The 20,421-nt window shown below is 48.5% G+C and carries 20 protein-coding genes and 1 tRNA gene; 10 read left to right on the forward strand and 11 right to left on the reverse strand.

The annotated features are described in order from the left end of the window. Positions 1-60 precede the first annotated feature (60 nt). Positions 61-1,269, forward strand: a complete 1,209-nt coding sequence (locus SPIBUDDY_RS03110; RefSeq protein WP_049787856.1) for an ATP-binding protein — start codon at positions 61-63, stop codon at positions 1,267-1,269. Positions 1,270-1,299: 30 nt separating this feature from the next. Here SPIBUDDY_RS03110 and SPIBUDDY_RS03115 read toward each other — a convergent pair whose 3' ends face one another. From SPIBUDDY_RS03115 to SPIBUDDY_RS03140, 5 genes are all read right to left on the reverse strand, one after another. Continuing rightward, the gene (locus SPIBUDDY_RS03115) at positions 1,300-2,076 is read right to left on the reverse strand and encodes a Crp/Fnr family transcriptional regulator (RefSeq protein WP_425358149.1); all 777 of its coding nucleotides are present in this window, start codon (positions 2,074-2,076) and stop codon (positions 1,300-1,302) included. A 254-nt stretch (positions 2,077-2,330) separates the two neighbouring features. Next, positions 2,331-3,425 carry an ice-binding family protein gene (locus tag SPIBUDDY_RS03120; RefSeq protein ID WP_013606304.1) on the reverse strand — a complete coding sequence of 365 codons (1,095 nt, stop codon included), beginning with the start codon at positions 3,423-3,425 and terminating at the stop codon, positions 2,331-2,333. A 209-nt stretch (positions 3,426-3,634) separates the two neighbouring features. Then, positions 3,635-4,969, reverse strand: a complete 1,335-nt coding sequence (locus SPIBUDDY_RS15605; protein ID WP_013606305.1) for an ice-binding family protein — start codon at positions 4,967-4,969, stop codon at positions 3,635-3,637. A gap of 242 nt (positions 4,970-5,211) precedes the next feature. After that, positions 5,212-7,158, reverse strand: a complete 1,947-nt coding sequence (locus tag SPIBUDDY_RS15610) for an ice-binding family protein (RefSeq protein ID WP_013606306.1) — start codon at positions 7,156-7,158, stop codon at positions 5,212-5,214. 251 nt (positions 7,159-7,409) lie between these two features. Further along, positions 7,410-7,958 carry a hypothetical protein gene (locus tag SPIBUDDY_RS03140; protein WP_013606307.1) on the reverse strand — a complete coding sequence of 183 codons (549 nt, stop codon included), beginning with the start codon at positions 7,956-7,958 and terminating at the stop codon, positions 7,410-7,412. A 606-nt stretch (positions 7,959-8,564) separates the two neighbouring features. On the opposite strand from SPIBUDDY_RS03140, the gene SPIBUDDY_RS15985 reads away from it, so the two are divergent. Further along, on the forward strand, positions 8,565-8,774 hold the full coding sequence (locus tag SPIBUDDY_RS15985) for a helix-turn-helix domain-containing protein (RefSeq protein WP_013606308.1): 210 nt from the start codon (positions 8,565-8,567) through the stop codon (positions 8,772-8,774). Positions 8,775-8,901: 127 nt separating this feature from the next. Here the strand turns inward: SPIBUDDY_RS15985 and SPIBUDDY_RS03145 are convergent, their stop codons facing one another. The 3 genes from SPIBUDDY_RS03145 to SPIBUDDY_RS03155 form a co-directional block, all read right to left on the reverse strand. After that, positions 8,902-9,684, reverse strand: a complete 783-nt coding sequence (locus SPIBUDDY_RS03145; protein WP_013606309.1) for a hypothetical protein — start codon at positions 9,682-9,684, stop codon at positions 8,902-8,904. 39 nt (positions 9,685-9,723) lie between these two features. Continuing rightward, positions 9,724-9,930, reverse strand: coding sequence for a DUF3185 family protein (locus SPIBUDDY_RS03150; RefSeq protein WP_013606310.1), 207 nt, complete (start codon positions 9,928-9,930; stop codon positions 9,724-9,726). Positions 9,931-10,318: 388 nt separating this feature from the next. Next, positions 10,319-10,390, reverse strand: a tRNA-Cys gene (locus tag SPIBUDDY_RS03155). 81 nt (positions 10,391-10,471) lie between these two features. Here SPIBUDDY_RS03155 and SPIBUDDY_RS03160 point away from each other — a divergent pair. The 5 genes from SPIBUDDY_RS03160 (at position 10,472) to SPIBUDDY_RS03180 (ending at position 15,067) form a co-directional block, all read left to right on the forward strand. Beyond that, positions 10,472-11,050 (forward strand): hypothetical protein, encoded by a 579-nt coding sequence (locus SPIBUDDY_RS03160; protein ID WP_013606311.1) that lies wholly within the window; start codon positions 10,472-10,474, stop codon positions 11,048-11,050. A 118-nt stretch (positions 11,051-11,168) separates the two neighbouring features. Continuing rightward, positions 11,169-11,948 carry a DeoR/GlpR family DNA-binding transcription regulator gene (locus SPIBUDDY_RS03165; RefSeq protein WP_013606312.1) on the forward strand — a complete coding sequence of 260 codons (780 nt, stop codon included), beginning with the start codon at positions 11,169-11,171 and terminating at the stop codon, positions 11,946-11,948. A gap of 18 nt (positions 11,949-11,966) precedes the next feature. Then, on the forward strand, positions 11,967-13,109 hold the full coding sequence (locus tag SPIBUDDY_RS03170) for an Ldh family oxidoreductase (RefSeq protein WP_013606313.1): 1,143 nt from the start codon (positions 11,967-11,969) through the stop codon (positions 13,107-13,109). A gap of 21 nt (positions 13,110-13,130) precedes the next feature. Next, the gene (locus SPIBUDDY_RS03175) at positions 13,131-14,420 is read left to right on the forward strand and encodes a malic enzyme-like NAD(P)-binding protein (RefSeq protein ID WP_041380542.1); all 1,290 of its coding nucleotides are present in this window, start codon (positions 13,131-13,133) and stop codon (positions 14,418-14,420) included. Positions 14,421-14,548: 128 nt separating this feature from the next. Next, positions 14,549-15,067, forward strand: a complete 519-nt coding sequence (locus tag SPIBUDDY_RS03180; RefSeq protein WP_013606315.1) for a GNAT family N-acetyltransferase — start codon at positions 14,549-14,551, stop codon at positions 15,065-15,067. 117 nt (positions 15,068-15,184) lie between these two features. Here SPIBUDDY_RS03180 and SPIBUDDY_RS03185 read toward each other — a convergent pair whose 3' ends face one another. Further along, positions 15,185-15,421 (reverse strand): hypothetical protein, encoded by a 237-nt coding sequence (locus SPIBUDDY_RS03185; protein WP_013606316.1) that lies wholly within the window; start codon positions 15,419-15,421, stop codon positions 15,185-15,187. A gap of 410 nt (positions 15,422-15,831) precedes the next feature. Beyond that, positions 15,832-16,431, reverse strand: coding sequence for a DUF6657 family protein (locus tag SPIBUDDY_RS03195; protein WP_013606318.1), 600 nt, complete (start codon positions 16,429-16,431; stop codon positions 15,832-15,834). 79 nt (positions 16,432-16,510) lie between these two features. On the opposite strand from SPIBUDDY_RS03195, the gene SPIBUDDY_RS03200 reads away from it, so the two are divergent. From SPIBUDDY_RS03200 to SPIBUDDY_RS03210, 3 genes are read left to right on the forward strand one after another with little or no spacing between them, the layout of a single operon-like run. Further along, positions 16,511-17,164, forward strand: a complete 654-nt coding sequence (locus SPIBUDDY_RS03200; protein ID WP_013606319.1) for a trimeric intracellular cation channel family protein — start codon at positions 16,511-16,513, stop codon at positions 17,162-17,164. A 15-nt stretch (positions 17,165-17,179) separates the two neighbouring features. Then, positions 17,180-18,364: an alanyl-tRNA editing protein gene (locus tag SPIBUDDY_RS03205; RefSeq protein ID WP_013606320.1), complete on the forward strand. Its 1,185-nt coding sequence runs from the start codon at positions 17,180-17,182 to the stop codon at positions 18,362-18,364. Then, positions 18,361-18,987, forward strand: a complete 627-nt coding sequence (locus tag SPIBUDDY_RS03210) for a YqaA family protein (protein ID WP_013606321.1) — start codon at positions 18,361-18,363, stop codon at positions 18,985-18,987. Before SPIBUDDY_RS03205 ends, SPIBUDDY_RS03210 begins: the two co-directional genes overlap by 4 nt. On the opposite strand, the gene purB is transcribed toward SPIBUDDY_RS03210, so the two are convergent. After that, positions 18,977-20,380 carry an adenylosuccinate lyase gene (purB, locus tag SPIBUDDY_RS03215; protein ID WP_013606322.1) on the reverse strand — a complete coding sequence of 468 codons (1,404 nt, stop codon included), beginning with the start codon at positions 20,378-20,380 and terminating at the stop codon, positions 18,977-18,979. The genes SPIBUDDY_RS03210 and purB overlap by 11 nt on opposite strands. Between the last annotated feature and the right edge of the window lie 41 nt (positions 20,381-20,421).

Below are 20,421 nucleotides of genomic sequence, written 5' to 3' on the forward strand. Positions count from 1 at the left end.
TAAATATTTGTTTTGAAAAGAAATAAGTACAAACTATGAAAAGTAGAGTATACTATAGGTATGGAAATGCTCATCAAAAAACGTGATCTCTACTTACATCAACTCATTGCTTACCGGGATACCCCTCTTATCAAAGTAATTACAGGCATTCGTAGGTGCGGCAAATCCATGTTGCTTGAACTATGGAAACAGGAACTGCTGTCCAGCGGTGTGCCTGCAAAAAACATCATTCATATTAATTTTGAATCCATGCAGTTCGACAACATCAGGGATTACCGTGCTCTCTACTTCTTGGTGGAAAAGCAATTGCAATCAACTCGCAACTACCTCATGCTGGATGAGATTCAGCAGGTGATCGATTGGCAGAAAGCGGTAAACGCACTCATGGTGGACAAGGATATCGATATCTATATCACCGGTTCGAACGATAATCTGCTTTCTTCTGAACTCTCCACACTCATTACCGGTCGGTATGTGGAGATTAAGATGTTCCCGCTCTCCTTCAAGGAGTTTCTGGATTTCAAGGAACTGGAAAAAGGTCTATCCCAGCAGGAGAATTTCGATTCCTACATTAAGTACGGTTCAATGCCGGCAGTCTCTTCGCTCCCCTTGGATGGCCAGGTGATCGCGAACTTTTTGCAAGGAATCTACAATACTGTAATCCTCAAGGATGTCATCCAGCGCAACGTGGTGAAGGATACCATGCTCCTGGAATCGGTGTTGCACTATCTCATGCAGAATATTGGATCCCTATTTTCCTCCAAGAAGGTCAGCGAAGCCTGCTCCATCGGGAGCCGGAAGACCAATCTTGAAGCGGTGGAAGAGTACTTGTATATGTTCGAACAGGCTTTCGTTATTTATAAAGCAGAGCAGTTCGACATCAAGAAGAATCTGATCAATCCCAATTTGGCAAAGTATTATATTGTTGATACGGGAATTTGGCATGCAATCCTCGGATATCATGCCCTTACCACCAGTGTTTTGATTGAAAATATTGTCTATCTTGAATTGTTGAGAAGGAACTTTGAAGTTTTTGTAGGTAAACTCGATTCCAAGGAGATTACGTTCATCGCCAATCGTCACGACCTGCAGATGTATGTACAGGTTATGGCTACCTGTTCAGACGAGACCCTTCTTACTGAAAAGCTTGCATCCCTGAAGGAAGTCAATGGCACTTCCAAAAAGTTGATTCTCACTCTCGATTGCGACACCCTCCCTACCATTGAGGGAGTAGTAGTGAAAAACGTACTCGATTTTCTTTTGGAATAGTGCTCACCACACAGGATGCCTATACTGCAACTATGTTGCAGTATATTGTGGCAGAAGTCGTTCGAATTCTTCTCTCACTACTTCGTAGCACTCACACACCCGGGCCTCAAGCCCAGGACGATCCAACACCGTAATACAACCTCTACTATATTGGATTAACCCAGCACTTTGTAGCTTTCCTGCTGCCTCGGTCACGCCTTCACGTCGTACACCCAACATATTGGCGATGAGTTCCTGCGTCATTCTCAACGTATTTGACGGTAATCTGTCCAGGCTGAGAAGCAGCCACCTACAGAGCTGTTGATCGACTGTATGATGGCGATTGCAGACAGCAGTCTGCGCCATTTGGGTCAGCAAAGCCATGGTGTAGCGCAAAAGCAAATGCTGAAAAGCACCAGAACGTTTAAACTCGAGCTGCAAGTCTGCCGACGGGAGTCGATAGGCAATTCCCTCGCTTTGCACAACTGCTCGGTTGGGAACGCTATCCCCACCCATGAATAAGGCAATACCGACGATACCTTCATTGCCGACAACAGATATTTCTGCCGATGCACCATCTTCCATTACATAGAGAAGCGATACGATTGAGTCGATGGGGAAGTATACGTATGCCAATTGCCCACCGGACTCGTACAGTGCAGAGCCGAGAGTGAGGGTGACCAGCTCAAGACGACTGGAAATGCGGTCATATTCCGCTTGGGGTAGAGCAGCGAGTAGTTTGTTTACTTTGGGATTGATTCGATCTGGAATACAGTCCTCCCTGTATAATGTATAGTGAAATATTATAAGTAAATAATAGGCTTTGATACCTTTTTTGTCAATGAAGAAACGCGAAAAATGATTGATAGTGATATTTAGTAACAGTATTTAAAAAATACTAATGGATTTTAATTTTTAAGCACTTTTTATGACAGATATTGAATTCGAGGATGGCATGTCTGCCGCTTTCGAATAAAGAGTTTCACAATTATTAAAAATTGCTGATTCAAACAAAAAAGCGACGTTGAGTATGGAGTTCTCAACGTCGGAAGTGATAGGTTCACTCTATCGGATGAAAGGGCCTACAGAGTAGGATTAGTCACCGTCGATTGGGCAATTGCAATATTGGTTTGTGCAAGTAATTTGCCGTTGATCGACGAGCCTGTGTTCATCGTAATATTTGTCTCACACAAGACAATGCCCTCGAAATGAGAACCGGTACCCATAACCGTCTCTCCTGAAACCTGCCAGAAGATGTTCTTCGCTTGGGCTCCCCCACTGAGGATGACATCAAAATTACTGCTTATGGTGAGGTCTCCGGATACCTGGAAAATCCAGACATCGTTTGCTCCACCGTTGATGGTAACATCCGACCCAATGGTGACTGAACTAGTCCATTTGTAAAGGCCTGGGATCAGGCTGAGAGAACCAATCTCTCCAGCACCATGGTCGAGGAAATTGGGAGTTGATCGGCCGGCTGCATCGGTATACGCAGTCATCATATCCTCAACCGCAGTAGTGAGATTGGTGTTTGTAGGAGGTGCCATGTCAGCTGCATAGAGGAAACCAGCTACTTGGAAGGAAGTGGCATACCCGGTGGCATCGGTTTGGGAGAAGCCAGTCATATAGGATTCTGCTGCAGGACTTATTCCTACATTGCCGGTGATGATGGAATCGGGAACGGTCGAAATTGCTGATTTTGCCAAAATTACATAGTTTGCAGCAGTTCTCAAATTCACCGGTGCGGGACCACTACCAGCGGCTGCCGTGGTGAACGTCCAGACTTTCGACTCCGAAAGGCCGGTCCCTTCAGTATTCTTTACGTCAGTCGTCAACGTTGCCGTGTAGGCTGTCGTATTGAGAAGGTTTGCCGAGGGGGCGAATATCGCTTTTTTGTTGGGAGCATCGTAGGTCACTATACCTGCAACACTTGTTGTCCCATCGCTTACCAGAAAGGTCCCGCTGGTGATGGTGGCGGGATCGACCGGTTCATTGAAGATTGCACTGATTGTCCCGTTGATGGCAGCACCCGTCGATGTATTGTCGGGGAGCGTGGAACTTACAACGGGGGCATCCAGTGTAAGGATGTCAGCTTTGCATCCAACGAAGGCTGTTGCAATCGTGAGTATTGCCAGCAGCACGATTAGGAAACGTTGCGTGATTTTTACTTTTTTCATTGAAATCCTCCAGATTTCTCGTGAATGAAGGACGAGAGGCAGATGGTTTCCAAGCTATAGATGACTGGAAACAATTCCGCTTCACCTCTGCTGGAATCACAGGTTCGAAAATTGGTAGAAAGGAAAGGAGCCTGACGCTGAGGGGAAATCCCGATCAGCGTCAGATTCCAATGGCAAATCTGCCAGTTTACTGGAAAGAATCCAGGAGGCTAGAGAATCGTGGGTTCTAATACAGTCGCAGCATCAAGAGTGACCTGCGTCTGAGCCAACAACCTACCGTTGATGGATGAACCTGTCTGTAAGACGATATCGGTTTGACTTAAGATAACTCCTTCCATGTGGGAACGTTCTCCTAGCGTTGCAATGCCTGCAACCTGCCAGAAAATGTTCTCAGGTTTTGCACCTCCGGTCAGCAGGACTTCAAAGTCACTAGCCATGTTGAGGTCTCCAGATATCTGGAATATCCAAATATCATTCGCATCGCCGTTGAGGGTAAGGTCTGCACCGATTCCAACTGTGCCATCCCATTTGTAAAGGCCGGGAGCCAGTATCAATCCACCGATCGCTCCTGTACCCAAATTCAACTCATCAGGAGTTGGGCGAGCAGCTGCATCATTGTATGCAGTTATCATGTTTGCCACTGCCGTAGTGAGGTTTGCAGGTGTAGGATCTGCCATATCAGCTGCATAGACAGAGCCAGTGACCAGTGAGGAGGTAGCGTACCCGGTTGCGTCGACTAAGGCGAAACCTGTAATGAACGTAGTAGCATACGGGCTTATTCCGAGATCACCAGTTACATGTGTTACACCTGTTGTGGAGATTAAGGTCTCAGCCAGGATGACATAATCAGCTGCGGTACCGAGCTCTACACGAGCCAAGGGAGCTGCTGAAGTTGCAGGGAACACTGCAGTTACGACACCACTGTTAACAAGGTTGGTTGCTGTGTCTGCTCCACTTACCGTGAAAGCGTCGGCTGCAACACCGGTTGTGGTATACCCTGCTTTCGGTGCCAGGGTAATAGTCGCAGTATATACGGTTGAACCGGCATAGGGACTGTCAGAAGGCGCCCATGTGATGGTTGCTGTATATTGGTCGGTTTCGACAACGGTCAAATCGGGGGTAACACTGCGTACAGGAGCTGTTACACCAGTGATGGCTGCGATGTTGATTGCTACGTTCGGAGCAGTTACGGTGATCGTAAGAATTCCTTCGTAAGCGGAATCGTCATTCGCAGTCGCCTTGACGGAGACCGTACCTACTGCGGTTGCTGTGAGCAACCCTGTTGTGCTAATGGTTGCGGTTCCGCTTCCTGAAGCAACGGACCAAGTTACGCTTGCGTCGGTTGCATCGAGGGGAAGAACAGCCGCACTCATTTGCAGCGTTTCGCCATTTGAAACGGTAATTGCATCAGCTGCTCCCGTGATAGTAATTCCCGTCACGTTAATGGGCAGTGTGGTGTCGTTTGAACACCCTACGGCAAACGAGAGAATGCCGACTATGGCAAAAAGAAACACATACTTTGTAAGATTTTTTAATGTATTCATTGAAATCCTCCTGATTTCTTGTGAATTAATGAAGGAGCATAGTGTTACACTCCTATCTGATCACCGGCATGAAGCCTCCAGGGGACTTCATAAACCTCCTTTTGAATTGTCACGTTGTTTCTCATAATTCCAACACGCAATGCTGAAAGCTGGTCCATTCAGAGGAACTGCTCAGAAAAACTTGGTTGCAAGAGAGGCTAGAGCATCGGGGATATTTCGATCCCCGATGCTTTCGCGCGATTCTAGAGCGGGGTGACTGTGGCTGTGTCTAGGGTGACCTGCGTTTGGGCTAATAACTTTCCGTGAACAGATGAACCCGTCTCGAGAACTATCTGAGTCATACTCATAATGATTCCTTCAAAGTGTGCACCAGTTCCCAGGGTCACGATTCCCGCTACTTGCCAGAAAATGTTTTTGGCTTGAGCACCGTCGGTCAGCATAACTCTTGCTCCGCTGCTGGCGGTAAGATTGTCCGCAATCTGGAAAATCCAGACATCGTTCACACCACCTTGCAAGGTGATATCCGTTGCCATGGTGACAACCGTTTCCCACTTGTAAATACCAGGGGCAAACGTTTGTCCTCCGATGATTCCACCGGCAGTGCCGGAGACAATTGCATAATCCACTCTTCCTGCTGCTTCAACGTACGCTGCTTCCACATCCGAAATTGCTGTGGTCAATTTGGAAGGAGTAGGGGCCTGCATGTCAGAAGCATAGATTTTACCTGTTACATAGATTGAATCTGCAGAGGTCCCATCCAGGGAAAGCGTCTCAGAGAATCCTGTCAGGTCGACAAGAGACTGTGGACTCACCCCGATATCTCCGGTGATCAGCGTATTACCTGTATTGGTGATTGCTGACTTCGCAAGAATGGCGAAGTTGGACGCAGTTCTCAGGTTGATGAGAGCCGGGCCGACTCCTGCAAGAACCGCAGAAGCAGTAGTGAATGTCCATACCTTGTCCTCTAGCATCTCAGCGCCGGCAAAATCAGTAACTGCAGCGCTAATCGTAGCAGTATAGAGTGTGTCGTAGAGCAAGTCGGTAGAAGGGTTGAAGGATACAGTTCTGTTGGCTACATCATAGGAGAGAACTCCAGAGATTTCACTTCCAGCAGCACTCACGATGAAATTAGCGGGGATGACCACGGAATCACCATCCATGATCTCATTGAAAGAGGCTTGGATATCAGTGGTGATCGCGACTCCCGTAGCTTCATGCAAGGGGAAAGTGGAAGCTACGAGGGGACGAGCATTGACGGTAATCATCTTCGTACCTTCAACCAGTGAGTCGTCATTTGCCGTTGCTTTTACAATGACAGTTCCTTCACTCAAGCCAAGCAGCAATCCATGTATATCAATGGATGCAGTTCCTGTACCTGCTGCAACCGACCAAGTTACACTTGTATCTTCGGCAGTAAGAGGGGCTACTGTTTTATTCATTTGCAACGTTTCATCAAGAATGACCTGGACGATGTCTCCATCGGTGGTAACCGTAATGGAAGCGACCATCAATACCCCTTGCCTAACCGCTAATTCCACGGTTGGAACGGCCAGGTTATTGGCATTGGTAGCCCCTACGGGGAGATCACCCCAGACTGCAGTGAAGGTGTAATCAGCTGCTACCGCTGGATTGTACGTATCCGTATCCAACCAGGTCAGCGGCACATTCTTAATCTGTGCATCCTCCAAGGTCACGGAAATCTGAATCGGCAATACTGCGATTACCGCAGCTGCTTCGGCATATTGCACATTGTTGTTGGCTATATCTCCTGTTTGCGTAAGGGTTATGCCCGCGAACGATGCCATCGGAGAGGGTAGTCCTGTATAGGCTGTTACCGTCACTTCAAGAGACCCCGTGATAGTGGATCCATCGTTGGCAGTCGCTATAACGCTAACCGATCCAACTTCTGTCGCTGTCAACAATCCGCTTTCACTGATGGTGGCCAAACCTGTCCCTGCCTGTACCGACCAAGTGAAACTTGCATCAAGTGCATCATTTGGCAGGACTACTGCACTCATCTGCAGCGTTGATCCATCAACTACGGTGATTGCATCACCTGCTCCGTTGACTGTGATACTGGCCACACTGATCGGTGGTGTGATTTTTTCTGAACATCCCACCAGGAAAGTGAGACTGAGAAGTATCACAAAGGTGGTCAGTATTCTTAGATATTTCATTGTAGTGCTCATGAATAACCTCCAGATTATTTATGTTTCGTAATGAACATGATGTAGCACTTGTTCTGTGCCACGTATGGAGTCATCAAGAGATTTCACGTACCACCTTTCTCCAGAAAGTGTTAGCGTTATTGATTCCTTGTAGGCTCATGGATGGATCAGCTACCTAAAATATGAAAAGGGTTAGCTGACATCTTGTTTGCACGCTAAATACATACTGCACCAAGTCTTACACACTTGGTATAGTCAGTTTTCTGCTTATGTTAAAATCGTAATTTGGCACCTATTCCAATGAGACAGGTTTCTTTCAGATATTCCTTGTCCAACGTGGATATATTGCTGAAGAACTCATCGACATCCGGAATCAGAAGGGTGATTCCAGGTCCGACTGAGAACCAATCGGTGATGTTGATATCGAAGCCTGCACGAAAGTTGTAGGCGAAGTTGCTCGTCCCGCTTACTGAAGAATCGTCGGTTAGGGCTAAGAGATAGCCAGGCCCTGTTGCAACATAAGGTTCGATCAAGCCCAGGGGAGCGCGCAGCACTACTTCTGCTACTACTGAGAGATACTCCTGACCTCTGGAATAACCGGTAAGGGAGAATCCCAACCAAGGTTTCACATTCAATTGGAATCGAAGTGTAGGTACATACTCCTCAAAATCCTGTTCCTGAAGATCGTCATAGGCATAGTTCATGACAACACCAATATCAAACTTACTTGCAGTGTCTTCTTCTGTTAGTTCTTCTGCACTGAGAAATCCAGCAAAAACAACCATTAATGCGAGAATGAGAACGAGTACCTTTTTATGCATAGTATCCCTCCGGGGATATTAATATCTTTCTGGAAGCATCCAGATCGATTAACCGCCATATAGTTGTTTGCTATAGATTTTGGAAGACTCAGTAGGCTTGGACTCAGGTCATCTGCTGCTAGAAACGTATTCTGCTCCTACCTTTTTCTTGGGGCAGGCGATACTGCGCAATGCAAGTTCATCCAGTCAATGGTATACATTGGGCTTTCGATGAAGTTGTCACTACAGTAGGGTGCTGATGATGCTGTGTTCCTGATGAAATTTGTGCCAGAGTATTGGCTGCAAGGACCTTTGCCTTGGAAACAAAACTGTTGGAAAACGTATGCCGGCTTCTGAGGGTGTTCCCGTATATGGGTTAGGTATCAGAAACTCTGGGAAGAAGCTTCATGCTCTGAAGATTCCTTCTCAACTACAACTGTAGTGCATAAGTATATGAATGTCAATCAATAACTATCAATAACTAATAAATAAAATTAATATATATCAAAAAAAATTAGTAAAAGATAATTAACAACAATATTTGTATATATTTAACAAATTTTAATATTTTACAGTATTTATCAGTTACTAGTTGATTGTTTGCTGAACATAGCTGATACTATTTGTATGTTGCCAATAAAAGATGAAGTATTAACCTTGCAGGAATGTTCTGCCTATCTTAAGATTGCAGAATCAACAATTTATGTGCTCGCACGCAAAGGAAAAATCCCCTGCCAGAAGGTGGGGAGAAACTGGCGTTTCAGTAAAGACGCCCTGGATCGTTGGTTGAGAGGTGAGGATATTTTAAGTCCTCCTTCTGATTCTTCTATCCGATAATATAGATTCCTGCACTCAGGCAAAAAAACAGGGACTCTTTGGAGCCCCCGCTTTTTTATCTATTTTAAATTTGCATTTCTTATCTCACCTGGAATGCAGTGTGAGTAATACCGTATACATAGAGGTTTTATTGTGCTAGGTATGATATTGCTACGCTTGCACTAACGGCCCTTCCCTGGGCATCGAATATATCCAGCAATCGTAGATCGACAGATATATAGATTGCTTGTAAGAATTGGACTGGCCGTAGTCTCAATCCCATATTGAGCATTCCTCGGGATTTTGCATTGCCACCGCTTGGGGATGCGCTGTACGAAGCGTTTCCGAAATCAATCAGGAAATCGATTTTTCGATTGAGTGCTTTCGGTAGGAAGGGCATCTGATACCCCATTCCAAAATCGATGTTGCTTGTCAAAGGACCGTCAAAGGTGTAGCCGATCAGAAGGGTGGTTTTTGAAGGCCACTCGATGAACGAACTGTTGAAGGTTGAAGCCAAATAGAGTTGGGCAGCCAAGTTTGTGGTAGTTGTTGCATTTAATAGTTGTCCAACCACACCGAATGTCAAGGAACTATTCTGCCCCCGAGCGATTCTCCACTTCCCACCCAACAGTACATCGACCTCATTTGAAATATCCACAGCCAGGCTCATTTCCAGATTGCTGGCAAATCCCATTTGGATGTAGGGCACATGAGCATAGGTACCGGTAAAGATTCCAGAGTATCCGGTTGTGATGGATGTTCTTCTTCCACTCCAAGCCGTTTCGGCGCTGGGAATGACAATGTAGCCGTTTGCACCGCTGATCGTTGCATTGCCGGCATCTGATACTTGACCTGAAGGAAAATCGAGTGCAGAAAGAAAAACCGTCGTCAGCAACAGAAGGCTTATGCATAGATTTTTTTTCATTTGCATGGTGATCCTCCTATCGAATTGCAATTCTGCATTTCGGATTTAGGATCGTCCACCCATCAGAAGTATCAGACTGGTTACAACGGCTGCCGCCCCACCAATAAAATACCACAGAGTGTCTTTTGTTAAGCCCATTCCTAAGAAGGTGCGAACTGAGTCGCCCAATGAACGGGTGGCAAATATTCCACCAACCACAAGCGCCAGTCCTCCGAAAAACAAGATGATTCCGAGTATTTTTGAAATGCCCATAGGTTCTTTCTCCAAAGTTTTTGTATCCCGAGATAAACTCGGAAGGTCCAGTTTGCGTTTTACATAACTAACGGGGATTTTTTTTTCTTGGCAGTTCTGCCAAGGAATTAGTATCCCGTATTTTGAGTATAATCCTGGGGGAAAATTGGGTCTGTACGCAAACGAACATAGCAGAAGGATTTTTGAATTATTTTGATACTTGTTGATTAATGAGATCTATGATTGTTTGGTAAGGGGCAGAGGAATGCAATATACGCAGAGAAAACGGGTATGAGTATGAAGAAGAATGGATGCTGGAATGCTCTTTCCCTGAAGCCTGACGCACGGTAAATCTGCACAGTCGCTATAGTATGATAAGAGCCGCTGATTATTCAGCGGCTCTTATAAAAGGTGCCAATCGGATTCGAACCGATGCATCAAGGTTTTGCAGACCTTTCCCTTACCGCTTGGGTATGGCACCATGCATTAGGCATTGTTGACCATACCAGTTTTCTTTTTGATAATCAAGGGGGAATCTGTAGGATTTTCACAAGGAGTTTCTATGATCAAGCGAATACTTGTCGTTCTTTGTTTAGGTATCATTTTTCTGGCGCCTTTGTGTGCTTTTGGCAATGAGCGATGGTTGAGTACCAGTTTTACCGCCGATTATCACTACGGCAGTGCCTTGCCTGTAGATACTTCTTTAGGCCTGGATATCTCGTACTTCTTGTTCAGCCCCTTCCATGGCTCGGGCTTTGTAACCAAGGTGTCCACCACCTTCTCGAATTCGATCACGCGCATGGCCTTTTTTCTTGGGCCGGCTTACCGCTCAGTCCTGGCCGGGGGAGTGGAGGGCTATATTTCCTTTGGGCCTTCCTTTACCGATATCGAGAATCAGGTTCCCGGTGGCAGTGAGGAAATGCAACTTGGGGTTGGCTTGGACGTGGGCTCACGTTTTAGGTTTTCCAGTGCTGGTTCCCTTGATATGGCACTTGTTTTGGGCATTTTTGCTGATGTTTCGCTCCTGCATATCGTGGATGGGGAGTATCTAAGAGGGTGGACGGGGAATGTCGTCCCCTATGTCGGTTTCTCCTTTTCTTCAATTGTTCAGTATGGATTTCCTTCCTACACCATATATTGAACATTCTTGAACGTTTTTCATCTGTTAGTTGGACGTTTATTGTTGACATCTGAATGTTTTTGATTGTATTATGGCATTGTAACGCTTTAAAAGTACAAAAACATTCAAGGAAGTATTCATGTCAACCATTCCTGCCAGCAGACAGCAATACATTCTCAACCTGATCAAGACTGAAGGTACGGTTACGGTCAGTCAGCTGGCAGACGAACTGGGAGTGAGCGAACTCACCATCCGCCGCGACCTCGACCAGCTGGAGAAGAAAGGGTTGGTTGAACGTACGCACGGTGGAGCGACGGCAAGAAGAAACCTCCCGGTTGAACCCGATTACCTGCAGAAAGCATCAGAATTGCCCAAGGAAAAAGAGTCCATCGGACAAGCTGTAGCACAGATGATTGAGGAAGGGGACACGCTGTACATCAACAGCGGTTCCACCACGTTCGAGGTTATCCGCTCGGTAGCCGCACTGCAGAAGAAAGTGACCATAGTTACCAACAACATCGATGCAATTTGGCTGTGCAAGGAAAGCGAACACATCCGACTCATTCTTGCAGGCGGTGTATACCGCAGCCGAAGTCACTCCGTCTCCGGTTCTCTTTCTTCAATTCTGGTAAGTCAGATATATGCCAACAAAGCGATCATCGGCGTCGATGGATTCTCTCCCTCTGCAGGTCTCACCACCCCCATTCTGGAGGAGGCCGAGACCACCCGTGCCATGATCGAACATACCGTAGGGACGGTGATCGTGGTGGCGGCATCGAACAAGATAGGGGTGGTTTCAAACTTCAAGACTGTTGGTCTTGATCAGGTCGATGTGTTGGTCACCGATGAAAAGGGCGGTGAGATAGTCAAGCAAATGGAGATCCCTGAGGGTCTTACAATACAAATAGCAACTACATAGGTGTAGGAGGAGTACCGAATGAAGTATATGGATGAGTATGCCGAGCATTATAAGGATTGCGCTTGGGTCGGCTTCGAGGAACTGGAAAAGTTCATGGAAGAGGCTTTGATTCATGCAGGCGTTCCCGCCCCCGATGCAAAAATTATCGGTGATGTTCTGATCGAGAGCGACAAACGGGGCATCGACAGCCATGGTATCGGGCGCCTGAAGCCGATTTACATCGACCGCATCGATATGGGCATCATGAACCCTGTCACCGAAATTGAGGTGATCAAGGACAAGGATGCAACCGCTGTCCTCGATGCACACAATGGTATGGGCCATGTCGCCGGCTACAAGGCTATGGAAATGGCTATTGAGAAGGCTAAAAAGTATGGCTTGGGCATGGTTGTGGTACGCAACTCCAATCATTACGGCATTGCAGGTTACTTTGCCACCATGGCAACCAAGGCCGGTATGCTTGGCATTACCGGAACCAATGCACGTCCCTCCATCGCCCCTACCAACGGTGTGGAGAACATGCTTGGTACCAACCCCTTAACCTTCGGCCTTCCTACCGACGAGGAATTCCCCTTCGTCCTCGACTGTGCAACCAGCGTGACGCAGAGAGGCAAGATTGAAGTGTATGGAAGAGCTGGAAAGGCCCTTCCTGCAGGCTGGGTGCTCGACCATGAGGGAAAGACCAGAACCGATACGCAGCAGGTGCTTGAGGACCTGACGACCGGCAAGGCTGCTCTTACCCCCCTCGGTGGAATCGGTGAGGTTACCGGTGGCTACAAGGGCTTTGGTTACGCTACCGTAGTTGAGATTCTCTCTGCTGCATTGCAGGACGGTGCTTGGATGAAAGCCCTCAACGGCTTTGATGATGAGCATAAGGCCATTCCGTATCCACTTGGGCACTTCTTCATAGCGATCGACCCCGAGCATTTCATGGGACTGGATACCTTCAAGCGTATTGCAGGTTCCATTTGCCGCGAGCTGCGTGCGAGCAAGCTGGCTCCGGGTGAGGACTATATCTTCACTGCCGGTGAGAAAGAGTATCTTTCCTACCAGTTCCGCAAGGAGCATGGCTGCCCGGTTCCTCCTTCACTGCAGAAGGTCATGGTAACCCTGCGCGACCGTTTCAAGATGAATTACTCGTGGGATTTTGAGAAGAAATAAGGAAAAGGAGAACTAGTGAAAATGCAAGACGATTTGACCAAGCGCGCGCTTGATTACCACATGATGGACGGAGTACCGGGTAAAGTCTCGGTGGTTCCCTCCAAGCCCTGCCAGACTGCAGCCGACCTGGGCCTGGCCTATACTCCCGGTGTTGCAAAGCCTGTTCTGGCTATAGAAGCCAATCCCGAGGATGCCTACAAGTATACCTCCAAGGGCAATCTCGTTGCTGTCATTTCCAACGGGACGGCCATCCTCGGTCTTGGCGACCGTGGAGCTTTGGCCAGCAAGCCGGTTATGGAAGGCAAGGGTGTTCTGTTCAAGAGATTTGCCGACATCGACGTGTTCGATATTGAGCTGGACGAGAAAGATCCTGATAAAGTTATTGCAATGGTCAAGGCCATGACTCCTACCTTCGGTGGTGTGAACCTCGAGGATATCAAGGGACCTGAGTGCTTCAAGATTGAGCAGGAGCTGATCAAACAGTGCAATATCCCCATTTTCCATGACGACCAGCACGGAACCGCCATTATTGCAACCGCAGGTTTGATGAACAGCTGCGAGATCCTGGGCAAGAAGCTTGAGGACATCAAGGTTGTGGTCAACGGTGCAGGAGCCGCCGGTATCAGCTGTGCGAAGATGTTTGTTGCAGCCGGTGTGAAGCGGGAGCACATCACCATGCTTGACAGCAAGGGTGTTGTCTACCAGGGCAGAACCGCCGGTATGACAGCTGAGAAGCAGGAGTTTGCCACCGCCGGGAGTGCCCGTACGCTCTCTGATGCCATGGTGGGCGCCGATGTATTCATGGGCCTCTCTGTTGCCGACTGTGTAACGCCTGATATGCTGCTTTCCATGGCCAAGGACCCGGTGGTCTTTGCCATGTCCAACCCTAATCCTGAGATCGACTACGAGTTGGCCATGTCCATTCGCAGCGATCTGATTATGGCAACCGGAAGAAGTGACTATCCGAACCAGATCAACAACGTGCTTGGCTTCCCCTTCATTTTCCGCGGTGCTCTGGACGTACGTTCGGTCATCATCAGCGAAGGAATGAAGATGGCAGCTGCAAAGGCACTTGCTGCTCTTGCAAAAGAGCCGGTTCCTGCTTCTGTTGAGAAGGCTTACAACGGTCAGAAGTTCAGCTTTGGTCGCAACTACATCGTTCCCAAGCCGTTCGATCCCCGTGTCATTGAATGGGAAGCAGTGGCTGTTGCCAAGGCGGCCTGCGAGGAAGGTCTTGCAGAGAAGCCCATCACCGACTGGGAAGCCTACAGAGTCTCCCTGGTGAAGCGGATGGAGAAGTACTGGAAGTAACGCATCGTTCCCGTGTGTCTAGCGTTGGAGGCCGTCCTGGTAACAGGGCGGCTTTCTCTCATTTTAGGTGATAGGTTCTTGCCTGCCTTCCTCATTATTGTCTAGGATGGAAGGCAACGAAGGCCCAAATGCACTGTATCGAATGTACGAGATCCTATGCTGACCAAATTCTTGCCATCTACAACGATGCAATTTTGACTACCACTGCCATGTATGAGTATGTCAAGCGTCCCCAAGAGTCCATGCTCTCCTGGTTCGATGCAAAAGAGCAGGGTGGGTATCCGGTCATCGGCTTGGTCGATGACAATGACAAGCTTTTGGCCTTTGGGACCTACGGGCCTTTTCGCACCCGCCCGGCTTACCACTATACCATTGAACATTCGGTATATGTGCATAAGGACTATCGAGGTAAGGGCCTTGGACAGATAATCCTGTCCCTGCTCATCAAGAAAGCTATTGAACAGCAGTATCACACCATAATTGCTGCCATAGACTCATCCAACATAGCTTCCATCCACCTCCATGAGAAGGCCGGCTTTGAGCATTGCGGGGTTGTCAAGGAAGTGGGGTATAAGTTCGGCTTGTTCAGAAGTCTGGTTTTCATGCAGTTGCTGCTGCCCACTCCATCGGAACCGAAAGAAATCTAGCCTTTAAATAATCTGGAAGTTTTTATAAACAAAAAGAGAAGCCAGTGATGTTTCCCGCAACACTGGCTTCTGATTATTTGCAAGCTTGTCTGTCCGGACGCGCTATCTAGAAGCAATTCAATTGGCAACCACGAACAAGGTCCTGTCCATTCCCTGCTCGGCGACCGAGTAGGTGAAGTTGTAGGCATTGGAGGCGACCGTAAAGCCGAACTCGTCGGCGCTGAAGGTAGTCCTCTCCGGGATGTATGCATGGAGCTTGAGAGTCACGGTGTCGTTCATGCCGGCGGCGAAGAGAGAGGAAGAGAGCAATGCCATGAGGATGATGGTAAGTGCGATGGTTGCTAACTTCTTCATATGCTCTCTCCTTCTTGTCGTTGTTGTACTTGAAGAATATGGAATATGTGAGAAGAAGTCAATACACGAAATACTATAATTTATTATAATAAAAGAAATTAGCGAATGTCATATGTACAAAGAAGTGACCTATAACATCTACCAATAACATCTAACATAGCACAAGTTTTAACCGGTTTAGCAATCGCGATTGTCCACTTGTGACAGAGACAATACGCTGAATTTGCAGGCATTCGCACATACGGCATCCTTTGTGCTTGTGGCATATCCTTTGCTGTGACAAGAGACATGAACGAAGTATTGCACCGCTTCTGACAGGAGAGCGGTGAGCAAAGTGAACTGAACTTCTCCCATCAGGAGAAAAAAAGAACCTGCCGACATGGCAGGTTCCTCTAGCTGGCAGCTCTCTCTTAGGCGATGCCGAGCATCTCCTTGATCTGGGCCTTGGCCTGGGTGAGAATATTCGTATATTGCTCATCGAGCTGAGAAAGTTGTTTGTCCAACAGCTTCATGAACTCAGGGTCCTGTTCGGGCCTGAGGGTGAAGTTGGGACCATACTGCTTGCGTAGCTGTGCTTCCTTCTGTTGCAAGGCAGGAGCAAACTGCTGTTTCATACGTTCCACCAAGTCTTCCTGGTTCTCAAGATACTGGGTGAAAAAACCCTCAAGTTGTCCAAGCAACTGTACAACCTGATCATTTCCTTCTCCGAGAATGAGACCAAGGTCGAGAACCTTGGTAAAAGCATCCTTGAAGGCAGCATTCCTGGGAAGTGCAAGGTTGGAGAGCATGGTAAGCGTCATCCCTTCCTTGAACGCTTCTTTTTCTTCAGCAGGTACTGCGTCGTACTGCTGCTTAATTGCTTCCTTTGTTGCATCCATATCGCTGAGGAACGAGCCTGCCGACTGTCTGCCTTCCTTGACCTTTAGGTCCCGTTTGATCTTTATCGGGTCCACCTGGAGTTTTTCTGTCTTTTCCAGAGCAAGTTCCCATGCAGATTTTATGATTGCCATACCTAACTCCTCATTACATAGCAAAGATAGTACAGTTCTGTGTCTTGGACAAGTCTTGGTTTGGTGATAGTCTCGAGCCATGGAACTTGAACTGACCATCATCTATCTCTTCGACCTGTTTGGTACCTTTATCTTCGCCATCACCGGCGCTGTAAAAGGAGTGCGATGCAAACTCGACATCCTGGGTGTGGTGGTGTTTGCCTGTACCGTCGGCTGTGGAGGCGGCATGTTTCGCGATATGTTGCTCGGAGCAACTCCGGTTGCCGCTCTGACCGATAGTGCCTATATTCTTATTTGTGTAGGAACAGGCCTCGCTGTATTCTTTCTTGCCCCCAAGTTTGTCGGAAAATGGCGGGTGATTCTCTTCGCCGATTCTCTGGGCTTGGGTGTCTTCACAGCCTTGGGTGTGGCAAAGGGTGCTATGTATGGCATCGGTCCGGTAGGGCAGGTGCTCTGCGGAGTATTCTCTGCCGTAGGCGGGGGTGTGGTAAGGGACATCATGAGCCGCTCGGTGCCCTCTGTTTTGACCAGTGACTTTTATGCCACCGCCTCATTGATTGGAGGCATTGTATACCTGATTCTTGAAATGACTGGCTTGGGCATATTCTCTAAGTTCCTGATTGCCAGCGGCACAGTATTCATCATTCGCCTGATTGCGATCAAATACCGGTTCCACCTGCCCGTAGCCGATACCGCCCTACCGGTGGATGACTACCTGACCATGCACAAATGATTTGGAAGGAAACGCATGCATTCATATCCGCTTTACTATAAACAACCGTATCAAAAAACCCATGCAGCAACCATCGTCGACATCGTCGATGGGGCGCTCGTTCTCGATTCCACCATCTGTTATCCCGAAGGGGGCGGGCAGAGTGGTGATATTGGTACCATTTCAGGGGTAACGTTATTGAACACTACCAAGGACGATGACCATACCATCTACCACCATGTTGCAGAACACTCGTTTGTTGTTGGGGCCCAGGTGGGAATTGTGCTGGACTGGAACCATCGTTACCACTATATGCAGATGCATACAGCCCAGCATGTTGCCAGCGGCCTCTTGTTCACCCATTTTAGCATCCAGACTGTAAGCGTACACCAAGGCGAGCGCATTCTCACCATTGAAACCGATGCTGTAGCGATAGAGCCTTCCCTCTGTTATCAGTTGGAGGACTTGGTGAACGATGTAGTCCGCCAAAACCATCCGGTGCACTACGAAGTACATACCCAGAGCTCGGCACAAACCCTGGGACTCAGGCGGTCGATAAAGGTAGAGGGCGATGGTGTTCGCCTGGTTGTCGTCGAACAAGTCGATACAGTAGCCTGCGGAGGTCTTCATGTCGGCAACACATCTGAAATTGAGTTCTTTCATTATGCAGGGCAGGAGAAAATTCGTGGGCATATCCGCCTCATCTTCACCGTAGGTGCTCTAGCCAAGGAAGAAATCCGCAAGGTTGAGAACGTGGCCGCTGAACTTGGAGTACTCTTCTCCGCCCCGCTTCAGGACTTGGTGGATGCTGCAAAAGCAGTAGTCTCATCAGCTGTCCAGCTTAAGAGTGAACTGAGAAAAGCCCAACAGCTTCTGGCCAAACTTTCGCTTGCTTCTCTTGTAGCGGAAGCCGAACTGGTTGCCTCGGTTCCGGTTGTCTATTGGAAGATTCCTCAGGAAATTGAAATGAAGGATGTCCCCCAAGCGTTTACCGAATATGATGAGCTGGTACTCTGTGCAGCCAAGGAATCTGATGGACAGCTGTCATGGCTCGTCGGCCTGCAAGGAAAAGCTACAGGCTTGCTTGACTTCCCAGCAAAGAAACCTGCATTGCTGGCAGCAATCCAAGGGAAGGGGGGAGGAAAAGCCCCTCTTTACCAAGGATCCGCCAAAGCCGACTGCGACACCTTCTTTGCTGCCTTTGGAGCTTTGCTCAAATGACCGTCAAGGAACGGGTGAAAGCACTCTTTGCCAAGGAGACCTACCTGAGAGGTGATGGGTCCCTCGATACCAAGAAGCTGTTCAAGCGTACCTTGGTACTCATGCTCTTCATCTTCAGCCTCTACTTCATCGGGTTCCAATTCTATAGAAGGCTTGGATGGGACCAGAATGCCGTGGTACAGCAATTTATTGCCGACTTCGGTGTCATGGGAGTAGCACTCTACGTATTTATCGTAGACCTCTTTGTGCTGCCCTTGTCGGTCGATCTGATGTGGCCTTTTGTCATGGGGTGGCACCCTCTCTTGGCTATCGTGGTGATGGGAACGGCCTCGGTGGCCGGAGCCTTCTGTGCCTACCTCTTCGGTCGGCTGGTGGGTCTCATTCCCATCTTCAAGCGTTGGGTGCTCAAGCAGTCGGGAACCCACACCGAGCAGATCATCACCAAATATGGAATTTGGGCGATTGTAATCAGCGGCCTTACCCCGTTGCCATTCTCCACCATCTGTACGGTTGCAGGCATTGTTAAACTGAAAGTCCACCACGTCCTGCTCTCCAGTCTGATTCGTTATGTGAGAATGGCCATCTACTATCTGATTTTTGCCGGGCTTATCGTCATCGGCTGAGCACTTCCCTGATTTCAGCAACCACCCTATGCGTTCGCTCTTCACTGTCACCGGTGTACAAAGTTGCGTCGAGCAGTGCAATAATTGCTTCTTTGGAAAGGTAGGAGCGGATCTGCTTGTCCTCGCTGAGCATTTGCATGAGCGTGTTTGCCTTGCCTGTTTGCACTTCAGCCCAAGCCATGAGGCTGTGAGTGCGGATGAGTTCGTGCATTTCCTGGCGGTCTGCACCGTTCTTTCCCAGCTCCATCAAAAGCCGTTCGCTTGCGGCGAATATGCCATAGGAAGCCAGGTTGCGCTGGATGCCCGCAAGGTGGATCTGCATGCCCTTCACCACCTTTGTAGCAGTGTTCAGAATTTCATCAACTGACAAGAAGATATCGGGCAGTACCAGACGGCGGTTAGCACTGTCGTCGAGCGTCCGTTCGAGCAGGGTCGATGCGGCATTCTGCCACAGTACGCCCTCCTGTGCTTCTACAAAACGACAGAGGCTGTCGATCTTTTCACTGTTGATTGGATTGCGTTTGAACGGCATGGCGGAAGACCCTACCTGCTTGGAGCCGAAGGGCTCGCTCCACTCGCCGATCGGGGGGCTTTGAAGCAGCCTGAAGTCGATGAAAAACTTATAGAGGGTTGCACACAGGGAAGAGAGAGCTTGGCCGACTCTGAGGTCTTGTTTGCGGGTATAGACCTGGGTTGCAGCCGTATAGGCATGAAGTCCGAGGTCCTGCATCACCATCTCTTCGAGCTGGCTGGCTGAAAGCTTGGTACCTTTGAGCAACTCAGTATAGCTGGCACTGGTACCCACCGCCCCCTTCATCCCTTTGCCCCTGATTGAAGCATGGACCTGCATCAGGTCCTGAAGGTCTTCCTTGAGGTCCTGGGCCGTCTGGGCGAAGCGATAGCCCACTGTGGTGGGTTCTGCAGGCTGGATATGGGTGAATGCCATGCAGGGCTGAGCCGCATAGGTTTCCATCTGGGTAATGAATGCTTCAAGCAATGTCTTGGTTTGGGTGATGACAATAGCAAGGGCTTCTTTAAGGCGCATGGCATCCATATTGTCCAGAATGTCCATGCTGGTAGCCCCGAGGTGAATGATCGCCCCGGCTTTGGGGCATTGTTCGGCATACGTCTTGATCTCAGCCATCAGGTCGTGGCGGATTTCTGCTTCGATCTCAGTGGCACGGTCGATGTCGATATTTTCTTGGTTGGATATCAGTTCATCAAGCTGCTCTTGTGATACCAGCTTCGCCTCAAGCTGTGCTTTGGCCAAGGCAACCCAAATGCGTCTGAGCAGTTTTCGCTTGTGCTCTTCGCTGAAAATGGTTCGCATCTGCTGGCTGCCATAGCGCCAGGTAAAGGGGGAAAGATAGGTGTCATGGGTGAAGCTTTGCATACAGACCTCCGCTTACCCATGACTGTACTCTCTAACGCAAG

The sequence above is a fragment of the Sphaerochaeta globosa str. Buddy genome, from assembly GCF_000190435.1.
Taxonomy (GTDB): Bacteria; Spirochaetota; Spirochaetia; order Sphaerochaetales; family Sphaerochaetaceae; genus Sphaerochaeta; species Sphaerochaeta globosa.

Excerpts from the sequence above, each read along its gene's own strand:
- SPIBUDDY_RS03110 (WP_049787856.1), top strand. The coding sequence starts at position 61 with ATGGAAATGCTCATCAAAAAACGTGATCTCTACTTACATCAACTCATT.
- SPIBUDDY_RS03120 (WP_013606304.1), bottom strand. The coding sequence starts at position 3,425 with ATGAAAAAAGTAAAAATCACGCAACGTTTCCTAATCGTGCTGCTGGCA.
- SPIBUDDY_RS15605 (WP_013606305.1), bottom strand. The coding sequence starts at position 4,969 with ATGAATACATTAAAAAATCTTACAAAGTATGTGTTTCTTTTTGCCATA.
- SPIBUDDY_RS15610 (WP_013606306.1), bottom strand. The coding sequence starts at position 7,158 with ATGAGCACTACAATGAAATATCTAAGAATACTGACCACCTTTGTGATA.
- SPIBUDDY_RS03140 (WP_013606307.1), bottom strand. The coding sequence starts at position 7,958 with ATGCATAAAAAGGTACTCGTTCTCATTCTCGCATTAATGGTTGTTTTT.
- SPIBUDDY_RS15985 (WP_013606308.1), top strand. The coding sequence starts at position 8,565 with ATGTTGCCAATAAAAGATGAAGTATTAACCTTGCAGGAATGTTCTGCC.
- SPIBUDDY_RS03145 (WP_013606309.1), bottom strand. The coding sequence starts at position 9,684 with ATGCAAATGAAAAAAAATCTATGCATAAGCCTTCTGTTGCTGACGACG.
- SPIBUDDY_RS03150 (WP_013606310.1), bottom strand. The coding sequence starts at position 9,930 with ATGGGCATTTCAAAAATACTCGGAATCATCTTGTTTTTCGGAGGACTG.
- SPIBUDDY_RS03160 (WP_013606311.1), top strand. The coding sequence starts at position 10,472 with ATGATCAAGCGAATACTTGTCGTTCTTTGTTTAGGTATCATTTTTCTG.
- SPIBUDDY_RS03165 (WP_013606312.1), top strand. The coding sequence starts at position 11,169 with ATGTCAACCATTCCTGCCAGCAGACAGCAATACATTCTCAACCTGATC.
- SPIBUDDY_RS03170 (WP_013606313.1), top strand. The coding sequence starts at position 11,967 with ATGAAGTATATGGATGAGTATGCCGAGCATTATAAGGATTGCGCTTGG.
- SPIBUDDY_RS03175 (WP_041380542.1), top strand. The coding sequence starts at position 13,131 with ATGCAAGACGATTTGACCAAGCGCGCGCTTGATTACCACATGATGGAC.
- SPIBUDDY_RS03180 (WP_013606315.1), top strand. The coding sequence starts at position 14,549 with ATGCACTGTATCGAATGTACGAGATCCTATGCTGACCAAATTCTTGCC.
- SPIBUDDY_RS03185 (WP_013606316.1), bottom strand. The coding sequence starts at position 15,421 with ATGAAGAAGTTAGCAACCATCGCACTTACCATCATCCTCATGGCATTG.
- SPIBUDDY_RS03195 (WP_013606318.1), bottom strand. The coding sequence starts at position 16,431 with ATGGCAATCATAAAATCTGCATGGGAACTTGCTCTGGAAAAGACAGAA.
- SPIBUDDY_RS03200 (WP_013606319.1), top strand. The coding sequence starts at position 16,511 with ATGGAACTTGAACTGACCATCATCTATCTCTTCGACCTGTTTGGTACC.
- SPIBUDDY_RS03205 (WP_013606320.1), top strand. The coding sequence starts at position 17,180 with ATGCATTCATATCCGCTTTACTATAAACAACCGTATCAAAAAACCCAT.
- SPIBUDDY_RS03210 (WP_013606321.1), top strand. The coding sequence starts at position 18,361 with ATGACCGTCAAGGAACGGGTGAAAGCACTCTTTGCCAAGGAGACCTAC.
- purB (WP_013606322.1), bottom strand. The coding sequence starts at position 20,380 with ATGCAAAGCTTCACCCATGACACCTATCTTTCCCCCTTTACCTGGCGC.